This is a genomic window from Actinosynnema sp. NPDC002837 (genome assembly GCF_040295345.1).
Classification (GTDB): Bacteria; Actinomycetota; Actinomycetes; order Mycobacteriales; family Pseudonocardiaceae; genus Actinosynnema.
This window is the reverse complement of sequence record NZ_JBEOVG010000134.1, coordinates 1-18,748: the sequence shown is the minus strand read 5'-3', so window position 1 is coordinate 18,748 and position 18,748 is coordinate 1. Positions and strand designations below refer to the sequence as shown.

The window sequence follows — 18,748 nt, the reverse complement described above, 5'->3', positions numbered from 1 at the left end:
CCCACTCCCCGGCCCCCCCCCCCCCTATCCCCCACCCCGCCCTGTCCGCCCCTTCTGCTGTGGTTGTGCCCTTGCCGCCAAAAGTATAACCGTACCCCGCGGATCGCGCGGTCACCTCTTCGTCCACTCGGGGCAGGGGGTTCCTACGCCTCGATGTTGGTCGCCTCGTCGGAGGTGGCCTTCTTCTCGTCCGAACCGGACTCGGCGGTGTCCGCCTCGGCCGCGCCGGCCGCCGGGACGTGGCGGAGCAGGGTCACCGCCAGCACGGCGACGACCGCGACGATCGCCGCGCACACGGCGGCCGCAGTGCCGAAACCGGCCGTGAACGCCTCCCGGGCCGAGGCGACCAGCGACGCGCCCGCCTCGGCGGGCAGTTCCGCCGCCGCGGTGGTGGCGCCCGACAAGGTGTTGCCCGCCTCGGCGGCGCCCTCGGGCAGCGGGGTGTCCGCCATCCGGCTCCGGTAGACCGCCGCGCCGATGCTGCCCATCACCGCGACGCCGAGCGCCATGCCGAACTCGATGTTGGTCTCGGAGATCGACGACGCCGAGCCCGCCTTCTCGCTCGGCGCGGACGACACGATCAGGTCGACGCCGAGGCCCGCGATCGGCGCCCCGCCGAAGAACGCGACCGACAAGCCGACCACGGCGAGCGTGATCCCGCCCGTGGCGCTCACCTGCGAGACGATCAGGAAGCCGACGATCGCGATCACCAGGCCGCCCGCGATCACGAAGGCCGGCCGGATCGTGCGGACCAGCATCGTCGCCAGCACCACGCCGATCATCTGCGCCGCGGTGTGCGGCAGCATCCAAAGACCGGCCTGCAGCGGCGACATGTCCTGCACGTCCTGCAGGTACACGGCGAACAGCAGGGTGCTCCCGCCGACGGTGAGGACGCCGAGCAGCATGATGCCGAGCGCGCCGCTGAAGGCGCGGTTGGCGAACAGCGACACCTCCATCAGCGGGTTGGGGAGCTTGCGCTGCCTGCGCACGAACAGCACGCCGAACACGACACCGAGGACGACGGCCACCAGCGGCACGACGGCGAACCCGTCCTTGGCGAACTCCTTGAGGCCGTAGATGACCGGCAGGATCGCCGCCAGCGACAGCGCGACGCTGGCCAGGTCGAGCTTGCCGCCGGCGGGGTCGCGGTGCTCGGGCAGCAGCACGGGCGCGGTCACCAGCAGCAGGATCATGACGGGCACGCCCATCAGGAACACCGAGCCCCACCAGAACCACTGCAGCAGCGCGCCGCCGATCACCGGGCCGATCGCCGTGCCGCCCATGAAGCACGCCATCCACACGCCGATCGCCGCGGCGCGCTGCTTGCCGTCGGTGAACATCGTGGTGATGAGCGAGAGCGTGGACGGCATGAGCGTCGCGCCCGCGATGCCGAGCAGCGCCCGGGTCGCGATCAGCATCTCCGCCGACGTCGAGTAGGCCGCCAGCACCGAGGCCGCAGCGAAGGCGACCGCACCGATCATCAGCAGCTTCCGCCTGCCGATGCGGTCGCCGAGCGTGCCCATGGTGACCAGGAACCCGGCGATCATGAAGCCGTAGATGTCCATGATCCACAGCTGTTGCGCGCCGTCGGGCGCCAGGTCCGCGCTCAGGTTGGGCAGGGCGAGGAACAGGACGCTGAAGTCGAGCGCCAGCAGGATGGTGGGCAGGGCCAGCACGGCCAGTCCCAGCCACTCCTTGCGCCCGGCCAGGGCGCCGGACTCGGTCGGTGTGATGTCCATGATCGTTCCTTTCCAGCGATCGCCGTCGTCAGAAGCGCCAGCGGGTGGGCGCGAACTTGTCGCTGGTCGGGAAGCCGAACACGGTGGCGGGCTCGACCTCGTAGACGGCGAACGGGCCGTCGCCCGCGGTCGGCGCCGCGTAGGGGGCGGTGAACGCGGCGTCCACGATGGTCACCGGCCAGCCGTACTTCGCCTTGTACTCGGCGGCGACGTTCTTGAGCTGCTGGGGGTCGGTGACCCGCACGGCCTTGCCCTCGATGACCAGGTCCATGTCGTCGCACGTCGCCGCGATCGAGCAGTGGGCGTCGGCGTCGAGGTTGCGGCTCTTGCGGGCGCCCGGGTCCGACGAGAGGTACAGCGCGTCGCCCACCCAGACCGCGAGCACGGGCCGCATGTGCGGTCGCCCGCTCGGGTGGCTCGTCGCGGTCCAGTACGACCGCGCCCCGGCCAGCCGCTCGCGCGCCTCCGCCCACGGCGCCGGCCTGCCCCCGTCGGTGCCCAGCACCTGCGCGGAGGCCGGCTCGTTGACATTCACCGTCGTTGCTCCTCTCGGACTTTCTCTCGGATGCGGGTGGTCAGGCGGGGTAGGGAGACGCCAAGCGCGCGTCGCGCAGTGCCACGGCCCACCAGACCAGCTGGTCGAGGGTCGTGTCGACGGCCGCGTTGCACTCGGCCGTCGGTTTCGGCCACGTGCCGTCCGTGTTGAAGTAGGTCCAGTAGTCGGCCAGCGCCACGGTGTCGCGCACGGTCGTGGCGTGCAACTCGGTGAAGATCTCTCGCAGTTGCCGGGTGGCGTTGAGGCCGCCGTTGTCCCGGCCGTAGGAGATGATCGTGACCGGTTTGGCCTGCCACTCCCGGCAGAACCAGTCGATCACGGTCTTCAACGGGGCCGGGAAGCTGCGGTTGTACTCGGGGGTGACGACCGCGAACCCGTCGGCGCGGTCGAGCCTGCCCGCCAGGGCGCGCACGGCGAGCGGCGGGGTGGTGTCCTCGTCGGCCAGCCGGTCGGGCAGGCGCGTCTCGGCGAGGTCGATGACGTCGACGTCGACGTCGTGCCTGCGGCGCGCCTTGGCGCTGACCCACTCGGCGACGGTGGGCCCGAACCGGCCGACCCGCGTGCTGCCGATGATGACCGCGACGCGGAGGCGGTGGCTCTCGGACATCGGGTGGACTTCCTCGTCGTCGGCTCGGTGGTCGTCGTGCCCACCATGCGCCCCGGGCCCTACGGTCGGCTTACCATCCGCTTTCGGCGCCGGTCGCGGTGCGCGGTAAGTCCCCGACCGCGGCCTTCCCGGCCTGGTCCCGGATGTCGTCGAGCAGCCGCGCCTGGTGCAGCGCCGCGTCGTCGGTGCGCGCGGTGGCCGCCGCGCGGGCGAACGCCGCCACCGCGGCGGCCACCTGGTCGTCGGCCGCCAGCTCGATCTCCTCGGTGCCGGAGCGCCGGGTCAACCGGATCACCGGGCGGTGGTCGGCGGCCGGGGTGAACGCGGGCTCGACCGTCAGCCGCCCGTCGGCCCCCCACAGCTGGTAGGCCGACCGGTAGCCGTGGTCGAGCCCGAAGGTGACCTGCGCGGTGACGCCTTCGGGCGTGGACAGCAGCGCCGCTCCCGCCGTGTCGACCTCGAACCCGGGCGCGGAGGTCAGCGTGGCCCCGACGACCCGCAGGTCCGTCCCGAGCAGGTGCATGGCCGCGCGCACCGGGTACACGCCGGTGTCCAGGAGCGCGCCGCCGCCGAGCTCCGGCCGGAAGCGGATGTCGCCCGGTGGGAGCCGGGGGATGGTGAAGGCCGCGGTGAGCGCCCTCGGCTCGCCGATCGCGCCCTCCGCCACCAGGTCGCGCACCGCCGCGTGCTGGGAGTGGTGGACGAACATGACGTTCTCCACCAGCGCCAGCCCCCGCGCGCGGGCGAGCGCCAACAGCCGGGCGGTCCGGCCGGCGTCGGTGGTCAGCGGCTTCTCCGAGAGCACGTGCTTGCCCGCGAGCAGCGCCGCCTCGACCCAGTCCGCGTGCAGCGCGGCGGGCAGCGGCACGTAGACCGCGTCGACGTCCGCGGCGGCGAGGACCTCCCGGTAGTCCCCAACGGCGCGGGCGCCGTACTCGCCCGCCACCGCCGCCGCCCGCGCCGGACTGCGGCTGGCCACCACCGACAGCTCGGTGAGGGCGGACGCGGCGAACGCGGGCAGCATCCGCCGCACCGCGATGTCGGCGCAGCCCAGGACGCCGATCCGCAGTGGCGCCATCAGAGTTCGGCCGCCCGCGAGTTGATGACCGCCAGCAGCGTGCGCGCCTGCACGTTGACGTAGTGGCCGTGGCGCACCAGCGAGTTGAGCTGGCCGGGGGTGACCCAGCGGTAGCCGGGCGGCAGGTCGGCGGGCACGTCCTTCTCGTCGACCTCGATGATGGCGTAGCGGCTCTCGGCGTTGAGGAACCGGCCGCCCTCCTCGGAGTGCACCGCCTCGTAGCGGATGCGCGAGGCGGGCGCGGTGCTCACCAGGTCGAGGAACGGCGGCCGCTGCTTGCCCTTGAGGTGCGCGTAGTACTCCGGGGTGAACTGCGCGGTCGGTCCCAGCTCGATGGTGTCGAGGAAGCCCGCCTCGACCCGCGCGTGCACCAGCAGGTGCGGCACGCCGTGGAACCTCCTGGTCAGGAACGCCGCGACGCTGCGCGCACGTGGCTCGAACAAGGGCTGGGTCCAGCCCGAGACCTCCCGGTTGCCCGCCTCCACGGACACCGCCACCACCCGGAAGTACTTGCCGTCCACGTGGTCGATCGAGTTCGGGGAGTGGACCCAGTCGCGGACCTCGGCCAGCGGGATCCGCCGCACCTGGACCTCGCGGCGGGACCGTTCCGCGGTGAACCACGACAGCAGCTCGGTGTCGGAGTGGATCGCGCTCGGCTCGTCGTTCGCGACCGGGGCGCACGCCAGCACGGTGCGCGCGTCCATGTTGACGATGTTGTCCTGGCGCAGCAGCTCGCCGATCTGGCCGAGGGTGAGCCAGCAGAAGTCGTCGTCGAGGGGCACGTCGTCGTGCGCCTCCACGATCATGTTCCGGTTGGCCTTGCTGAGGAACCAGGACCCGTGCTCGGACTGCAGCACGTCGGTCAGGATCCGGCCGCGGCCCGGGTCGGTGAAGTACTCGAGGTACTTCACGTCGGCGCCCTTGTGGACCTTCGTGTAGTTGCTGCGGGTGGCCTGGACGGTCGGCGAGAGCTGCAGCAGGTTCGGGTTCCCCGGCTCCATCTTGGCCTGCATGAGGAAGTGCAGGACCCCGCCGAACTCCTTGACGAGGATGCCGAGGATGCCGACCTCCTGCTGCAGGATGATCGGCTGCTGCCACTCGGGGAACGGGCCGTCCCCCACCGTGACGTGCAGCCCCTCGACGGTGAAGAACCGGCCGCTCTGGTGCACCAGGTTGCCGGAGTCGGGGTCGAACGACCAGCCGACCAGCCCGTCGAACGGGATCCGGTCCACCTGGAACCGGTGCTGGCGGCCACGCTGGGCGAGCCACTCGTAGAAGCGCATGGTCCGCATCCAGGCGCCCGCGGACGCCACCGACGCCGAGTGCGCGAAGCGGCGGGGCAGTTCGGCGTCGTCGCGGGGCTGGAGTTCGGCCGGCGAGGTCATGTCGTTGCCCTTTCTCTAGCGTTGCCGGGCCACGAAGAGACCGCGACCCAGCTGCACGTCGGGGACGTACTCGGCGGTGCAGCCCGCGGCGGCGAAGGCCGCGTCGTACTGCTCGCGAGTCCACAGCCCGAACACGTGCGTCTCGGTGAAGTGGCGGATGGCGTCCGCGTCGGCCACCACCCAGTGGCTCTCGATGTGGGTCGCGCCGTCCTGGGCCCGGCTGCGCGAGACCCGTGAGATCGTGCGGCCCGCGCCGCGGATGATGTCGGCGGCGATGTGCCCGTCGAGGAAGTTCTCCGGGAAGTACCAGGGCTCCACGACCAGCACCCCGCCGGGCGCGAGGTGCGAGGCCATGTTCTTGAGCGCGATGCCCATCGCGTCGGCGGACGGCAGGTAGGCGACGGCCGCGGACAGCGAGATGATCGCGTCGTAGGTCCGGCCGAGGTCGAGGGCGGTCATGTCGCCGATGTGGACGGCGACGTCGGGGAGCTTCGCCCTGGCCACCGCCACCATCGGCTCGGCCAGGTCGACGCCCTCGACGTGGGTGAAGTGCTTCGCCAGCGTCACGAGGTGCTCGCCGGTGCCGCAGCCCACGTCGAGCAGGCTCGCCGCGCCGGGAGCCCGGTCCCGGACCAGGGTGGTGACCAGCTCCGCCTCGCTGGCGAAGTCCTGCCCGCGCTCGCTGTACACCAGGTCGTAGACGGCGGCGAGGTCGGTGCCGAACATGGGGAGCTCCCTAAGCTACTCGGGTCCAGTTGGATCGCTTCGCGACGGAGTTCACCAGCGCGGTGGCCACGGTCTCGGCCTCGTCGTCCGTGATCGCCTGGTGCAGCGGCAGCAGCAGCGTGGAGGCGGAGGCGACATCGGTGCCGGGCAGCTCCCCGCTCCCGCCGTAGATGGGCACCTTGTGCAGCGGCTCGTACCGGAAGCTGGTGTAGATCCCCTGCTCCAGCAGGTCCGCGGCGACCTGGTCGCGGATGGCCGGGTCGATCTGCACCCAGTAGAAGCAGTACGAGCTGCCGTGCCCGGCGGGCGCCGGCGGGGGGATGCGGATGCCCTCGACCCCGGCGAGCAGTTCGTCGTAGCGCGCGGACACCTGCCTGCGCCGCTCGATGAACCCGGGCAGCTTGCGCAGCTGGACGCTGCCGATCGCGGCGGTGACGTCGTTGCCGATCAGCCTGCGGCCGACGTCCTGGATGTCCAGGCCCCACCAGTGGCTCGGCGACTTCGAGGCGGTGGTGAACGCGCTGCGGTCCACGAGGCCGTGGTAGGCGAGGCGGTGCGCCCGCGCGTGGAGCTCGGGGTCGCGCACGAAGATCATGCCGCCGTCGCCGGTGGAGATGATCTTCCGGGAGTCGAAGCTCCAGATCGCGATGTCGCCGAAGGTGCCGCACATCTTGCCGTCCACGTGGGACGAGATGGAGCCGACGGTGTCCTCGATGAGCACCACGCCGCGCTCCTGGCACAGCTGCGCGATCGCGGCGATGTCGCCGGGGAAGCCGCCGTAGTGCAGCACCATCACGGCCTTGGTCCGCGGCGTCAGCGCCCGCTCGACGTCCTCGACCGACGGGTTGAGCGTGTGCGGGTCGACGTCGCAGAACACCGGGCGCGCGCCGGAGGACAGGATGGCGTTGCCGTTGGCCACGAAGGAGATCGCGGGCACCACCACGTCGTCGGCCGGGCCGAGGCCGAGCAGCTCGGTGGCCAGGAAGAGGCCGGAGGTGGCGGAGTTGATGAAGATCAGCTGGTCGGAGGACACTCCCAGGTGTGCGGCGAACTCGGCTTCGAACGCCCTGGTGCGGGGCCCGTATCCCAGCCAGTTGGTGGCGAAGACCTCGCGGACGGCCTCGGCCTCCTCGTCGCCGAGACTCGGCTGAAACACGTTGATCATGGACAGCTCCAACCACCGAAGATGCGGGACGGCAGCCAGTTTGGTCTTTGTGCGGCGATCGAACATCTTCTGCGTTGCGGTAATTTCACCCGCACGTACCACGCCCGCGATTCCGCCGATTCCGCATTTCCGGACAAGACACGGCCGGTCGCACCGACTAGGAATAGCGGCGGACGGACCGGCCCGAAGGAGGAGGCACGACGTGCCGATCGTTGGCGGAACACGACCCTGGCGCTTTGCGGCGCTGCTGTCGGCGCTGTTCGTGGTAGTGGGCGGGATGAGCGCGCCCGCCTCGGCGCAGCAGGACCCGGTGCGCGTGCTGGTCTTCCACCAGACGGGCCACCCCGACCTCCGGCACGCCTCGATCGAATACGGTATAGCCGCAATTCGTGAAATGGGCGCCCAGCACGGATTCACGGTTGACGAAACCCGCGAGTCCGCCGTCTTCACCGACGAGGGGCTGGCCGCGTACGACGCCGTGGTGTGGCTCAACGTGATCGCGCCCAGCTTCACCGACGCGCAGCGCGCGGCCTTCGAGCGGTACATCACCGGTGGCGGCGGCTACGTCGGCGTGCACGGGCCGGCGGGCATGGAGTCCAACTGGCCCTGGTACTACAACGAGCTGGTCGGCACGTTCTACCACTCGCACCCGTACCCGCCGCGGTTCCCCGAGACCCAGCGCGCCACCATCCGGGTGGAGGACCGGGACCACCCGTCGACGGCGCACCTGCCCGCCGAGTGGGAGTTCACCGAGGAGTGGTGGAACTTCTACGGCAGCGTCCGGCAGGACGCGCACGTGCTCGCCTCGCTCGACGAGTCCACCTACCAGCCGGGTCCCGGCGCGATGGGCGACCACCCCGTCACCTGGTGCCGCGAGCCCGCGGCCGGGCGGGCCTGGTACACCAACCTCGGCCACAGCATCGAGACCTACGCCGACCCCGCGTTCCGCGCGCACCTGCTCGGCGGCATCCAGTACGCCAACGGGCAGGAGCCGGGTGACTGCGGCGGTCGGGCCACGCGGCCCGCGCGGGACTTCGCCCGGACGACGCTCGCCGGGGGTTCCGGGTCGACGTCCCTGGCCGTGCTGCCGGACCGCGGCGTGCTGCACGCCGCGCCGGACGGGCAGGTGTGGTTGACCGGCGCCGACGGGACCACGAACCGCGCCGCCGCGTTCCGCGGCCACCTGCACGGCATCGCCGTCGACCCGGCGTCACCCCGCTGGGTCTACGTCTACCTCGACGACCACGTCTCCCGCTTCCCGCTGCGCGGCCACGTGCTCGACCGCCGCGGCGAGCAGCGCGTCATCGACGCGCCCGGCGGTGGTGACCTGGGGTTCGACCGGGACGGCAACCTGCTGGTGTCCACCGGTGACGACACCGACACCACCGGGTCGGCCGGGTACGCGCCCCTCGACGAGCGGCCGGGACACGCGACGCGGGACGCCCGGCGCACGGCCGGGAGCACCGACAGCCTGAGCGGCAAGCTGCTCCGGGTCACCGTCGGCCGCGACGGCGGCTACACCGTCCCCGCGGGCAACCTGTTCCCGCCGGGCACGCCGAAGACGCGGCCGGAGATCTACGCCATGGGGCTGCGCGCCCCCGTGCGGTTCTCCGTCGACCGGCCGACCGGCTCGGTCCTGGTGGCCGACCACGGACCGGCCGCGGGCGCGCCCGACCCGGAGCACGGCCCGGCAGGGCAGGCCGAGCTGACCAGGCTCACCGCGCCCGGCAACCTCGGCTGGCCGTACTGCGCCGGGGCCAACCAGCCCTACGCCGTGGCCGGGACGCCGTTCGACTGCGCCGCTCCGCGCAACACGAGTCCGCACAACACCGGGCTGGTCGACCTGCCGCCGGCGGTCCCCGCGTCGCCGGCCTACGACGGGGAGTCGGTGCCGGAGCTGACGACCGGCGGGTCGACGCCGCCGTTCGGCAACGGCGGCGAGGCGCCGATGAGCGGACCGACCTACCGGTCCGGCTCGACCTCCGAGACGGCGTTCCCACCCGAGTACGACGGTTCGGCGTTCGTGCTGGACCGCGACCGCGGTTGGGTGAAGGAACTCCGCCCGGACGGTGAGATCCGCCCGTTCCAGCGGTTCGCCGGCCCGACGGACGCGGAGTTCGGCCCGGACGGCTCGCTGTACGTGCTGGACGGCGCCGGCCTGCACCGCGTGGACTACGCGAAGGGCAGGCGGGCGCCCGAGGTGGAGGTGACCACGCGGCCGGGAGCCGACCCGCGCGAGGTGGTCCTCCACCCGGCGGGCACCCACGACCCGGACGGCGACGCGCTGCGCTACGAGTGGGACGTCGACGGCGACGGCCGGGTGGACTCGACGCGGGCGGGCGAGCTCCGGCACCGGTACGCCAGGCCGGGCGAGTACCGCGTGACGCTGAAGGTCACCGACACCACGGGCCGCTCGACCGTCGAGCGGACGACCGCGGTCGCGGGCAACACGCGCCCGGCGGTGACGTTGACCTCCCCGGGCGACGGCGTGATCGCCGCACCGGGCGAGACCGTGCCGTTCAGCGTCGCGGTGTCCGACGACCGCGCGGTCGACTGCGCCAGGGTCCGCGTCGAGTACACCGTCGACGGGCGGGTCGCGGCGCGGGGCTCCGGCTGCGAGGGATCGGTCATCCTCCCCCGCGGCGGCGGCACCCTCACGGCCGTCTACACCGACACCGGGACCCCGCGGCTCACGGGCTCGGCGAGCCACGTGGTGCACGCCCTGGAGTGGGAGGCGGAGTCGGTCGCGGAGGCCTTCGGCCCGAGGGTCACGCCGCTGCCGGCCGGAGGTGGCGCGAGGGTGGGCGACCTGGAGCAGGACGACTGGCTGAAGCTCGACCGCGTGGACCTGACCGGCGTCACGGGTGTCTCGTTCCGGGTGTCCGCCACCGCGCCCGGCGCCACGATCACCGTCCAGTACCACGAGGTCGGCGGCGCGGCGCTGGGCACGGTGGAGGTGCCGTCGACCGGCGACCTGGACACCTACGTGGACGTGGCGCTGCCCGCGTTCACGCCCCCGCCCGGCACGGAACCGCTGTACTTCGTGGTGGGAGGCCCGCCCGGCGTGCTGACCGTGGACAAGGTGACCTTCACGAAGGGCTGATGACGACCGCGAACGGGGCGGTGCCTGCTCGCGGCACCGCCCCGTTCGCGGTGTCGTGTCCCGCCCGGGACTCACCCGGTCGGGGCGAGGACCTCGTCGATCTCCCGGGCGGTCAGGGTCGCGCCGCGGGACAGCGCCGCGGCGAGCGCGGCGGGGTCGAGGGCCCCTTCGAGCCGGGCGGACACCCGGTCGTAGTCGCCCCGTTCGGCGGGCGGGAGCGGGGCGCCGACCGATTCCCGGGCCGCGGTCGCCGCGCCCAGCAGGAGCGCACCGGCCTCGGCCCGCCCGGCGAGCGTCACGGCGCCCGCCATGCCCTCCAGCGCCAGCGCCACCGCGCGGGGGTCGCCCGACTTCCGCGCGATCCCCAGGCCCGTCAGGTGGTGGGCCGCCGCCTCGGCCGGGTCGCCGCGGAGTTCGGCGACGAACCCCAGCTCGGCCACCACCAGCGCGTGCCCGACCCCCTCGGCGAAGTCCGAGCCCCGGCTCCACTCCAGCAGGCGGCACAGCCGGACCTCGGCGCCGTCGAGGTCGCCCTCGCGGCGCGCGCCCAGCGCCAGGCCGAGTTCCGCGCTCACCTCGGCGGTCTTCGCGTTCTGCTCGGCCGCCATCCGCAGCGCCCGCCCGTGCGACTCCCGCGCGGTCGCGAAGTCGCCGGTCAGCAGCGCCACCCGGCCGAGGCCGTTGAGCCGGTCGACGACCTCCGGCCACAGCCCGAGCTGCTCGGCCGCCCGCAGCCCCTCCTGGTGCAGCCGCGCCGCGCGCGCGTAGTCGCCGCCGATCTCGGCGAGCGCGGCCAGCGCCGCGGACGCCCTCGACTGCCCCCACCGGTCCCCCACCTCGGCGAACAGCGCCGCGCTCCGCCTGCCGTCGCGGTCGAGCGTGGCCAGGTCGCCGCGGGCGAGCGCCTGGCCGGCCCGGGTGCTCAGCGCCGCGGCCGTGCCCCAGCGGTCGCCCGCCGCCTCGAACTCGGCGAGCGCGCGGTTGACCAGGTCCCCCTCCGCGGCGACGTCCCCGGTGCGCGACACCGCGTAGTCGAGGAACCAGAACGCCCTGGCCCGGCCCTCGGGGATCCGCTCGAACAGCTCCACGACCCGGGCGATCCGCGCCGTCCGGTCGGTGCTGTCGCCCTGCAGGATCGCGATCCCGGTGCGCCACGCCAGCGCCGCCGCCACCAGCGGAGGGGCCCCGCCGGAGCCCGCCGCGGCGTCGAGGGACCGGCGTGCCTCGGCGAACCGACCACGCAGGCACCAGTACCAGGCCAACGCGGTCGCCAGCCGCAGCGCCGTGTCCCGGTCGCCGTCGCGGACGGCCCCGTCGAACGCCGCGCGCAGGTTCGCCGATTCCCGGTCCAGCCGCTCCAGCCAGCGCCGCTGGTCGCCCGCGCGCAGGTGCGGCTCCGCCCGTTCGGCCAGCCCCAAGTAGTACTCGCGGTGCCTCAGTCGCACCGCGTCCGCCTCGCCCGCCTCGCCCGGCTGGTCCAGGCAGTACGCGGCGACCGACTCCAGCAGCCGGTACCGCGGGCCGCGCGCCTCGACCGGCACCACCAGCGACCGGTCCACCAGCCGCGTCAGGAGGTCGAGGACGTCGGCCGCGGCCACCTCGCCGCCCGCGCACACGGCCTCGGCGGCTTCGAGCGTCGCGCTCTCACCGTGGCGGGCGAGCCTGCGCAGGACCGCGCGCTCGGGACCCGAGAGCAGGTCCCAGCTCCAGTCGATCATCGCCCGCAGGGTCCGCTGCCGGGGAGCGGCGCCCCGGTAGCCGGTGGCGAGCAGCCGGAACCGGTCGTCGAGCCGCTCCACCAGGCCGGACACGCCGAGCGCCCGCACCCGGTTGGCCGCCAGTTCCAGCGCGAGGGGGATGCCGTCGAGCCGACGGCACAGCACGGCGACGTCCCCGGCGTTGTCGTCGTCGAGCCGGAACCCGGGCGAGGCCGCCGCCGCCCGCGCGACGAACAGCTCGACGGCGCCCGCGCGGTCGAGCGGCGCCACGTCCCACCGGACCTCGCCCGCGAGGCCGAGCGGCTCCTGGCTGGTCGCCAGGACCCGCAGCCGGGGCGCGGCTCGCAGCAACCGGTCCACCAGCTCGGCGGCGGGCTCGACGACGTGCTCGCAGTTGTCCAGCACGAGCAGCAGTTCCCTGGCGCGCAACGCGTCCGCCAGCCGCGCGACCGGGTCCAACGGCTGCCCCACGGCCGCGTCGTCGCGCAGCCCCAGCGCCGCGGTCACCGCCTCCACCAGCGGTTCGGGCGTGGCGGCGGTCAGCGGCGCCAGCTCCACGAGCCACACGCCGTCCGGGTACGCCGCGGTGAGCCGGGCCGCCGTCTCCACCGCGAGGCGGGTCTTGCCGACCCCGCCGGGGCCGGTGAGCGTGACCAGCCGCGCCGCGCCGAGGGCCGACCGCACCCCGTCCAGGTCGTCGTCCCGGCCGACCAGGTCGCTCAGCTGGGCGGGCAGGTTGCCGCGCGGCGCGGGCGCCGCCGCGTCCAGCGCGGGATCCCGGGTGAGGACGGCTTGGTGCAGCGCCGTCAGCCCGGCGCTGGGATCGAGGCCCAGCTCGTCGGCCAGCCGTTCGCGCAGCTCGCCGTAGCTGGCCAGCGCCGCGCTCTGCCTGCCCGCGCCGTAGAGGGCTCGCACGTGCGCCGCGCGCAGGCGCTCGCGCAGCGGGTACCGGGCGACCAGGTCTTCCAGCTCGGCCACCAGCCCGGTGTGCTCGCCCAGCTCCAGCCGCGCCTCGACCCACAGCTCCACCGCCGTCAGGCGGTCCTCCTCCAGCCGCGCGGTGACCGGCCGGGCGAACGGCTCGTCGGCGAAGTCCGCCAGCGCCGGGCCGCGCCACAGCTGGAGCGCCTCGGCCAGCAGGGCCGCCCTGGTCGCCGGGTCGGCCGCGGCGGCACGCGCGGTGAGGGCGTGGAACCGGCCGACGTCGGTGCACCCCGGCGGCACGTCGAGCAGGTAGCCCGGCGGCCGGGAGACGACCAGGGCGCGGGCGCCTGGCTCGGCGTCGGCGAGCGCTTTGCGCAGCTGGGAGACCTTGACCTGCAACGCCGACTGCGGGTTGCCCGGCAGCGCCTCGCCCCACAGGTCGTCGATGAGGCGCGCGGTCGGGATCAGCTCGCCGCGGTGCGCGACGAGGTCGGCCAGCAGTGCGCGCACCTTCACGCCGGGCACCGCTACCGGCGCGCCCGCATCCGTCCAGACGGCCAGTGGACCGAGCACGTCGAACCGCACGTGAGCACGATAACGCTTCGCACGCCGGGAGATGCGGCGCGATCCGCCGGGGAAACAGGATGGGGTTGCCGAAACCACCGATCCGAGTCGGAGGAATTTGCCGCGATGAGCCACGAGCACGTCGGCGCGACGACATTACGAGGCCTCCCGGCGACACCGCTCGACCCGGAAAACGGAGCGGGCGATCGGGTGCGGGAGTTCACCGCCGTGGGCGACGAGATGTCCCCCGTGACGCCGGCCGATTTGACGGGCGCCGACCTCGACGGGACGGCGGTGCCGACAGCTTCTGTCAACCTGCCGTTCACCCGGGTGTGGTGGCGCGGGGCGGCCGGAATCGACGCGGCGGATTCGGTGGCGCACGTCGCGGTCGGCCGCCACCCGGATCACCGCGCCGAGGCAGCGGCCGCGCGTGTCGCCGCCGCTAATCGTCTGCGGCGTTCCGCATAAGGGCCCGCGCATGCGCATCCTTTTCACGAGCGTGGGTTTGTCCGGGCACTTCTTCACCCTCGTGCCGCTCGCCTGGGCGTGCCGGGCGGCGGGTCACGAGGTGCTGGTCGCGACCGCCGAGCACTTCGTGCCGGTGGTCGTGCGCGCCGGTCTGCCGGCGGTGCCGTGCGGTCCGCCCGCGGACTTCGTGGCTTTGGGCGCCGCCGACGCGGTGTCCGACACCCACGCCCGGCGGCGGTCGGCCCACGGCCGGGTGTTCGCCCGGATCGCGGAGAGCGGCCTGGACGGCACGGCGGAGCTGGTGCGCTCCTGGCGGCCGGACGTCGTGGTGAGCGAGCGCGCCGAAGCCGCGGGCCCGGTCGCCGCCGCGGCCCACGGGGTGCCCCTGGTCGAACTGCGCTGGGGAGTGGCCGAGCTGACCGAGTACCGCGAGGCCGCGGCGGCGCGGCTCGGCCCGCTCCCCGAGCCCGACCTGGTGCTCGACCCGTGGCCGCCGAGCCTGCGGTTGGAGCACGCACGCGGGCACAGCAGCCTGCGCCACGTGTCGTACAACGGCGACGCGCGCGTGCCGGACTGGGCGCTGCGCCCGCGCTCGCGCCCTCGCGTCTGCCTGACCCTGGGTACCGTGGTGCCGCGCCTGGGTGCGGCGGGTGTGCCGGATTTGGTGGCCGGGACCCTGGAACGATTGGCGGGCCACGGTTTCGAGCTCGTCGTCGCGGTGGCCGACGACGTCGCCGCGACCTGGTCGTCCCTTCCGGACGCCGTCCTCCACGCAGGCCACATCCCCTTGGCCCAAGCCGCAGCCGCCTGCGACGCCGTCATCCACCACGGCGGCCAGGGCACGTCGCTGACCGCCCTGGAGGCGGGCTGTCCCCAACTGGTCCTACCGCAGTTCGACGACCAGTTGGACAACGCCGACGCGGTGGTCCGCGCGGGTGCGGGCATGAGCCTGTCCGCCGACCTCACCCCCGCCGCGATCGCCGACACCTGCGCCGAACTCCTCGCGACCCGCGCCTACCGGACGGCGGCGGAGGCGGTGGCCACGGAGATCGGCGAGCAACCCAGCCCGGCCCGCGTGGTGGCCGACCTGGCGGCGCTGGTCGCTGGCGCGCCCCGCCCGAGGCGGTCCGACTCCGGCTTCCTGATCGGCACCGGCCGGCATTCCGACGCTTGATCAGTTCCGATCGGATGGTTGGTGGTCGCGCGGGTTGAATGATGTCCAGTCTGGTCAGGATCCCGCAGACGTGGACGCTGGGGGTTGCGGTCACCCGCTCAGGTCCGCGGTGGGGGCAGGTGGGGTGGGGTCAGGTGGGGTGGGGGTCAGACGGGGCGGGCGGAGCGGCAGCTGGTGGCTTGGCAGCCCCAGGTCGTGGTGGTTCCGACGGTCACGAGGGCGGCGTGGGCGAGGAAGCGGTCGCGTTTCGCGCGTTCGTCCAGGTTCGCGCAGTCGCACGGGGATTCGGGGTCGGTCGGTTCGTCGTGCGCCAAGCCCATGTAGCCCGGTGGGATGCCGAGGCCGTTGGCGATGTCGGTCAGGGTGTCGTAGGACTCGACCTTGGCGCCGGAGAGGATCCGGTCGACGTCGTGGTCCGGTTGGCCGGTCAGCGCGGCGATCCGGTCGCGCGGCACGCCGTGGTGCGTCAGGAGCCGGTAGACGGTGGTGATGTCGCGCAACGCCAACGCCTCCCGCATGTCGTGCTGCTCCCACACGTCGGGCAGGTCGGGGCGCGGGTGGACGGTGGGGCGCACCGCGCGTTCGGCCACGGCGGGGCCGGGTGCGGTGGCGGCGGTCCACCCGACCCACGCCCACTCCGGTTCGGCCGGCTTCGCCACGGCTCGCGCGTCGGCGGCGGACAGGGCCACGCCGCGCACGGCGTTGCGGAAGCGGTACGGGACGGCCGCCGACGCGGGGATGCCGCACGTGGAACCGGCCAGGATCGCGGCGACCGACTCGCTCGGCGGGCCGCCTCGCCAGTACAGCTCCAGGACGTCGCCTACGACGACGCCGTCCAGCCAGGCGGCGCCGCGCCACAGCGGCAGCCGGCGGAGCACGCCGCTCATCAGGTCGGCGGGCACGTCGGGTGGTGGTTGGGCCTCGCGGGGGTCGAGGTGGTCGGTCAGGGCCAGGTCGACCGGCAGGCCCGTGGCGACGGCTCGACGCCAGCGCTCCCGCGTCACGCCGAGGAGGCGCACTTCGCCGTCCGGTGAACGCAGGTCGAGGTGGTTGCGCCGCGGGTGCGCGCGCAGGCCGGGCACGCCGCGGACCCGGTCGCCGGCGACGACCGGGAGGGCCTCGGTCAGGAGTTGGTCCAGCGCGGCGTCGTGGACCCGCAGGCCGAGCACCTTCGCGTCCGGCCGCACGCGGCTCACCAGGGCCGTCGGCCGCAGGGAGTCGCCACGCCGGCGCATGCCCGCCATCGCGCGGTTGGCCGCCGCCAGGAGCGACGCCTCGAACCGGCGTTGGCCCGGCAGGCAGGCGCTGGGCACGAGGGAGTCGGGCTGGGCGCCGCCGCGTTGCCTGCGCACCATGTTCGGTGTCTCGCCGGTGCACCAGTAGCGCTTGGCCAGGGAGCTTGTGGACACGAGGAACCTCCGCGGACGCCACCCGGTCGACGCCACGGGCTCGACCACGCGTGAACACGCGACTGCTCGAACACGCAGACGCGCGAACGCACTGGCGTCGAACCCCGGGGAAGAGGCGGACACGCGGGACACGTTCTCGTTGGAACGCGCTCTGGAGGCACCCACTCCATCCGGGTCAGGAGGAGCCTCGGTGGCAGCCGCACCTGCCAGGTCACAAAACTACAACAGCGGTGATGGCCGGTGGGGCTCGATCACTCGAAGGTGCGAACTCGTCGGGTTCGGGTTGTGGGGGCGTCGGGGTGGCGGGGTGTCGGGGTGTCGTGTGGGGGTGTCGGTGTGTGTCGGGTGTCAGAGCTTGCGGCCCACGGCGGCGAGGCCGGCGAAGCGCTCCGGGTGCTCGCCGACGTCTTCCGGCGAGGCAGGACGCCACAGCGGGAGGTGCACGACGCCCGGCTCGACCAGCTCGTAGCCCTCGAACAACGCCTCGACCTCGGGCTTGGAGCGCATGGTCATCGGAGTGGCGGTGCGCCGTCGGTACAGGTCGGTGTGGTCGTCGGCCTGGGTGTCCTGGCCGTCGTGCGTGGCGTGCGAGATGACCAGGTAGCTGCCCGGCGGCACGGCGTCCCGGTAGGCGGAGATGATCTTCGCCGGGTCGTCCTGGACGAAGTGCAGCACCGCGACCATCATCACCGCGATCGGCTGGTCGAAGTCGAGCGTGCGGGCGACCACCGGGTCGGCGAGCACCTCGTCCGGGTGGCGGAGGTCTTCCTGGACGACGGTGGTCCGCGGGTCGTCGCCGAGGATCGTGCGGCTGTAGGTCACGGCGATCGGGTCGTTGTCGACGTAGACCACGCGTGCGGTGGGGTCGGCGTCGCGGGCGACCTCGTGGACGTTGCCCACGGTCGGGATGCCGGAGCCGAGGTCGAGGAACTGGGTCACGCCCGTGCTCACGCAGAACTGGACGGCGCGGCGCAGGAACGCCCGGTTGGCCTGCATGATCAGCGGCAGCTCCGGCCACATCGAGATCGCCTGCTCGGCCATCTCGCGGTCGACGGCGAAGTTGTGCGCGCCGCCGAGGTAGTAGTCGTACACCCGGGCCGCGCTCGGCCTGGTCAGGTCGATGTCCGGTCGTTCACCCACGGATTGCTCCTTCCCCCGGCCGGCAGCTTAGGCGGCGGTGGGTGTGGGCGGTCGAGTGGTGTCAGAGGCAGGTGGTGGGCGTGCCTCCGAGACTAGGCCGATCGCGTGCTACCTGCGGATACCCCGTTCGCGGGCCCCGGATTGTCGGACCCCCTCGGTAGAATCGAACACGAGTTCGAGCGCGTGCGAGGGGAGCTTGTCGTGGAGCCGATCAGCGTCACCGCCCTGTCCTTCACCGAGTACGTCATGAGCGGTCAGCGTGGCCGGATCAGCATCGTGTCCGAGCAGCGGCGCATCTACCTGTCGTCCGAGCAGTGGGTGGCCGGGTTCTACAACCCGATGCGGGACGCCATGAGGCGGGCGGCCAACTCGCCCGACCCGGCCGCGGAGTTGGACAAGGCGGTCGAGGCGGCGCACCGACAGCCTCGGGCCGGGCAGCCTCGGGCGTACGAGGAGCTGCGGGAGGGGTTCCTGCCGTGGTTGCGGTCGACCAGGGCGACCGGTGTGCCCACGTCGGCGGCCAAGTGGCGGACGGGTGACCTGGCGTTGCGGGTCCGGCCGCACTTGGGGTTGCGGATGCCGGACGGGTCGCGAGCCGCGGTGTTGGTGTACGTCAAGGAGACGCCGATGACGCAGGAGGCGGCCAACATCGGGTTGCGGATCCTGCAGCAGGCGATGCCCGACACGTTGCCGGGCGCGACGCCGGAGGTCGTGCCGTTGGTGTTGGACGCGCGGCGGGGGCGGGCGTTCCGGATGTCCCGGCGGACGAACCTGGCCAAGTTGGACGCGTTGATCGCGGCGGAGGCGGCTGGGTACGTGGTGCATTGGAGGATGAGCGCTTAGCGGCTAGCGGCTTGGGTGGGGTGGGGCTGGTTGGCTGGGTTGTGTGGGTTGGGTTTGGGCGGGGCGGTGGTGGTCTCGTTCGGCTCGATTTGACATGGGGCCCTTACGGGCACCCCAGGCAGGCCAAAGCCGGGCAGGCCTGGCGGGAA

14 protein-coding genes are annotated in these 18,748 nt (G+C 73.4%); 4 read left to right on the top strand and 10 right to left on the bottom strand.

Annotation, left to right across the window (positions count from 1 at the left end; all coding sequences use genetic code 11):
* Positions 1 to 143: 143 nt before the first annotated feature.
* The 7 genes from ABTZ99_RS42430 to ABTZ99_RS42400 form a co-directional block, all read right to left on the bottom strand.
* A complete protein-coding gene (locus ABTZ99_RS42430) occupies positions 144 to 1,739 on the bottom strand; it encodes an MFS transporter (RefSeq protein WP_499618735.1) in 1,596 nt (531 codons plus the stop codon).
* A gap of 28 nt (positions 1,740 to 1,767) precedes the next feature.
* Positions 1,768 to 2,274 carry a pyridoxamine 5'-phosphate oxidase family protein gene (locus ABTZ99_RS42425; protein ID WP_498783592.1) on the bottom strand — a complete coding sequence of 169 codons (507 nt, stop codon included), beginning with the start codon at positions 2,272 to 2,274 and terminating at the stop codon, positions 1,768 to 1,770.
* A 40-nt stretch (positions 2,275 to 2,314) separates the two neighbouring features.
* Positions 2,315 to 2,902, bottom strand: coding sequence for an NADPH-dependent FMN reductase (locus tag ABTZ99_RS42420; protein WP_498783594.1), 588 nt, complete (start codon positions 2,900 to 2,902; stop codon positions 2,315 to 2,317).
* A gap of 70 nt (positions 2,903 to 2,972) precedes the next feature.
* Positions 2,973 to 3,980 (bottom strand): Gfo/Idh/MocA family protein, encoded by a 1,008-nt coding sequence (locus ABTZ99_RS42415; protein WP_499618732.1) that lies wholly within the window; start codon positions 3,978 to 3,980, stop codon positions 2,973 to 2,975.
* Positions 3,980 to 5,365, bottom strand: coding sequence for an NDP-hexose 2,3-dehydratase family protein (locus tag ABTZ99_RS42410; protein ID WP_498783598.1), 1,386 nt, complete (start codon positions 5,363 to 5,365; stop codon positions 3,980 to 3,982). Before ABTZ99_RS42410 ends, ABTZ99_RS42415 begins: the two co-directional genes overlap by 1 nt.
* A gap of 15 nt (positions 5,366 to 5,380) precedes the next feature.
* A complete protein-coding gene (locus ABTZ99_RS42405; RefSeq protein ID WP_499618730.1) occupies positions 5,381 to 6,091 on the bottom strand; it encodes a class I SAM-dependent methyltransferase in 711 nt (236 codons plus the stop codon).
* A gap of 10 nt (positions 6,092 to 6,101) precedes the next feature.
* Entirely contained in the window at positions 6,102 to 7,256 is a 1,155-nt protein-coding gene (locus tag ABTZ99_RS42400; protein WP_499618728.1) for a DegT/DnrJ/EryC1/StrS family aminotransferase, read from the bottom strand.
* A 202-nt stretch (positions 7,257 to 7,458) separates the two neighbouring features.
* On the opposite strand from ABTZ99_RS42400, the gene ABTZ99_RS42395 reads away from it, so the two are divergent.
* A complete protein-coding gene (locus tag ABTZ99_RS42395) occupies positions 7,459 to 10,359 on the top strand; it encodes a ThuA domain-containing protein (RefSeq protein ID WP_499618726.1) in 2,901 nt (966 codons plus the stop codon).
* Positions 10,360 to 10,430: 71 nt separating this feature from the next.
* On the opposite strand, the gene ABTZ99_RS42390 is transcribed toward ABTZ99_RS42395, so the two are convergent.
* Positions 10,431 to 13,586, bottom strand: a complete 3,156-nt coding sequence (locus ABTZ99_RS42390) for an AfsR/SARP family transcriptional regulator (protein ID WP_499618724.1) — start codon at positions 13,584 to 13,586, stop codon at positions 10,431 to 10,433.
* Positions 13,587 to 13,691: 105 nt separating this feature from the next.
* On the opposite strand from ABTZ99_RS42390, the gene ABTZ99_RS42385 reads away from it, so the two are divergent.
* Entirely contained in the window at positions 13,692 to 14,033 is a 342-nt protein-coding gene (locus ABTZ99_RS42385; protein ID WP_499618723.1) for a thioredoxin domain-containing protein, read from the top strand.
* Between the two features lie 10 nt (positions 14,034 to 14,043).
* On the top strand, positions 14,044 to 15,207 hold the full coding sequence (locus tag ABTZ99_RS42380; RefSeq protein WP_499618721.1) for a nucleotide disphospho-sugar-binding domain-containing protein: 1,164 nt from the start codon (positions 14,044 to 14,046) through the stop codon (positions 15,205 to 15,207).
* A 146-nt stretch (positions 15,208 to 15,353) separates the two neighbouring features.
* Here the strand turns inward: ABTZ99_RS42380 and ABTZ99_RS42375 are convergent, their stop codons facing one another.
* Positions 15,354 to 16,616, bottom strand: coding sequence for a hypothetical protein (locus tag ABTZ99_RS42375; protein WP_499618718.1), 1,263 nt, complete (start codon positions 16,614 to 16,616; stop codon positions 15,354 to 15,356).
* Positions 16,617 to 16,964: 348 nt separating this feature from the next.
* Positions 16,965 to 17,756: an SAM-dependent methyltransferase gene (locus ABTZ99_RS42370; RefSeq protein WP_498783614.1), complete on the bottom strand. Its 792-nt coding sequence runs from the start codon at positions 17,754 to 17,756 to the stop codon at positions 16,965 to 16,967.
* 201 nt (positions 17,757 to 17,957) lie between these two features.
* Here ABTZ99_RS42370 and ABTZ99_RS42365 point away from each other — a divergent pair, with 201 nt between their 5' ends.
* Positions 17,958 to 18,599, top strand: a complete 642-nt coding sequence (locus tag ABTZ99_RS42365; protein ID WP_498783616.1) for a hypothetical protein — start codon at positions 17,958 to 17,960, stop codon at positions 18,597 to 18,599.
* Positions 18,600 to 18,748: the final 149 nt, after the last annotated feature.

Excerpts from the sequence above, each read along its gene's own strand:
- ABTZ99_RS42400 (WP_499618728.1), bottom strand. The coding sequence starts at position 7,256 with ATGATCAACGTGTTTCAGCCGAGTCTCGGCGACGAGGAGGCCGAGGCC.
- ABTZ99_RS42420 (WP_498783594.1), bottom strand. The coding sequence starts at position 2,902 with ATGTCCGAGAGCCACCGCCTCCGCGTCGCGGTCATCATCGGCAGCACG.
- ABTZ99_RS42430 (WP_499618735.1), bottom strand. The coding sequence starts at position 1,739 with ATGGACATCACACCGACCGAGTCCGGCGCCCTGGCCGGGCGCAAGGAG.
- ABTZ99_RS42410 (WP_498783598.1), bottom strand. The coding sequence starts at position 5,365 with ATGACCTCGCCGGCCGAACTCCAGCCCCGCGACGACGCCGAACTGCCC.
- ABTZ99_RS42405 (WP_499618730.1), bottom strand. The coding sequence starts at position 6,091 with ATGTTCGGCACCGACCTCGCCGCCGTCTACGACCTGGTGTACAGCGAG.
- ABTZ99_RS42385 (WP_499618723.1), top strand. The coding sequence starts at position 13,692 with ATGAGCCACGAGCACGTCGGCGCGACGACATTACGAGGCCTCCCGGCG.
- ABTZ99_RS42380 (WP_499618721.1), top strand. The coding sequence starts at position 14,044 with ATGCGCATCCTTTTCACGAGCGTGGGTTTGTCCGGGCACTTCTTCACC.
- ABTZ99_RS42415 (WP_499618732.1), bottom strand. The coding sequence starts at position 3,980 with ATGGCGCCACTGCGGATCGGCGTCCTGGGCTGCGCCGACATCGCGGTG.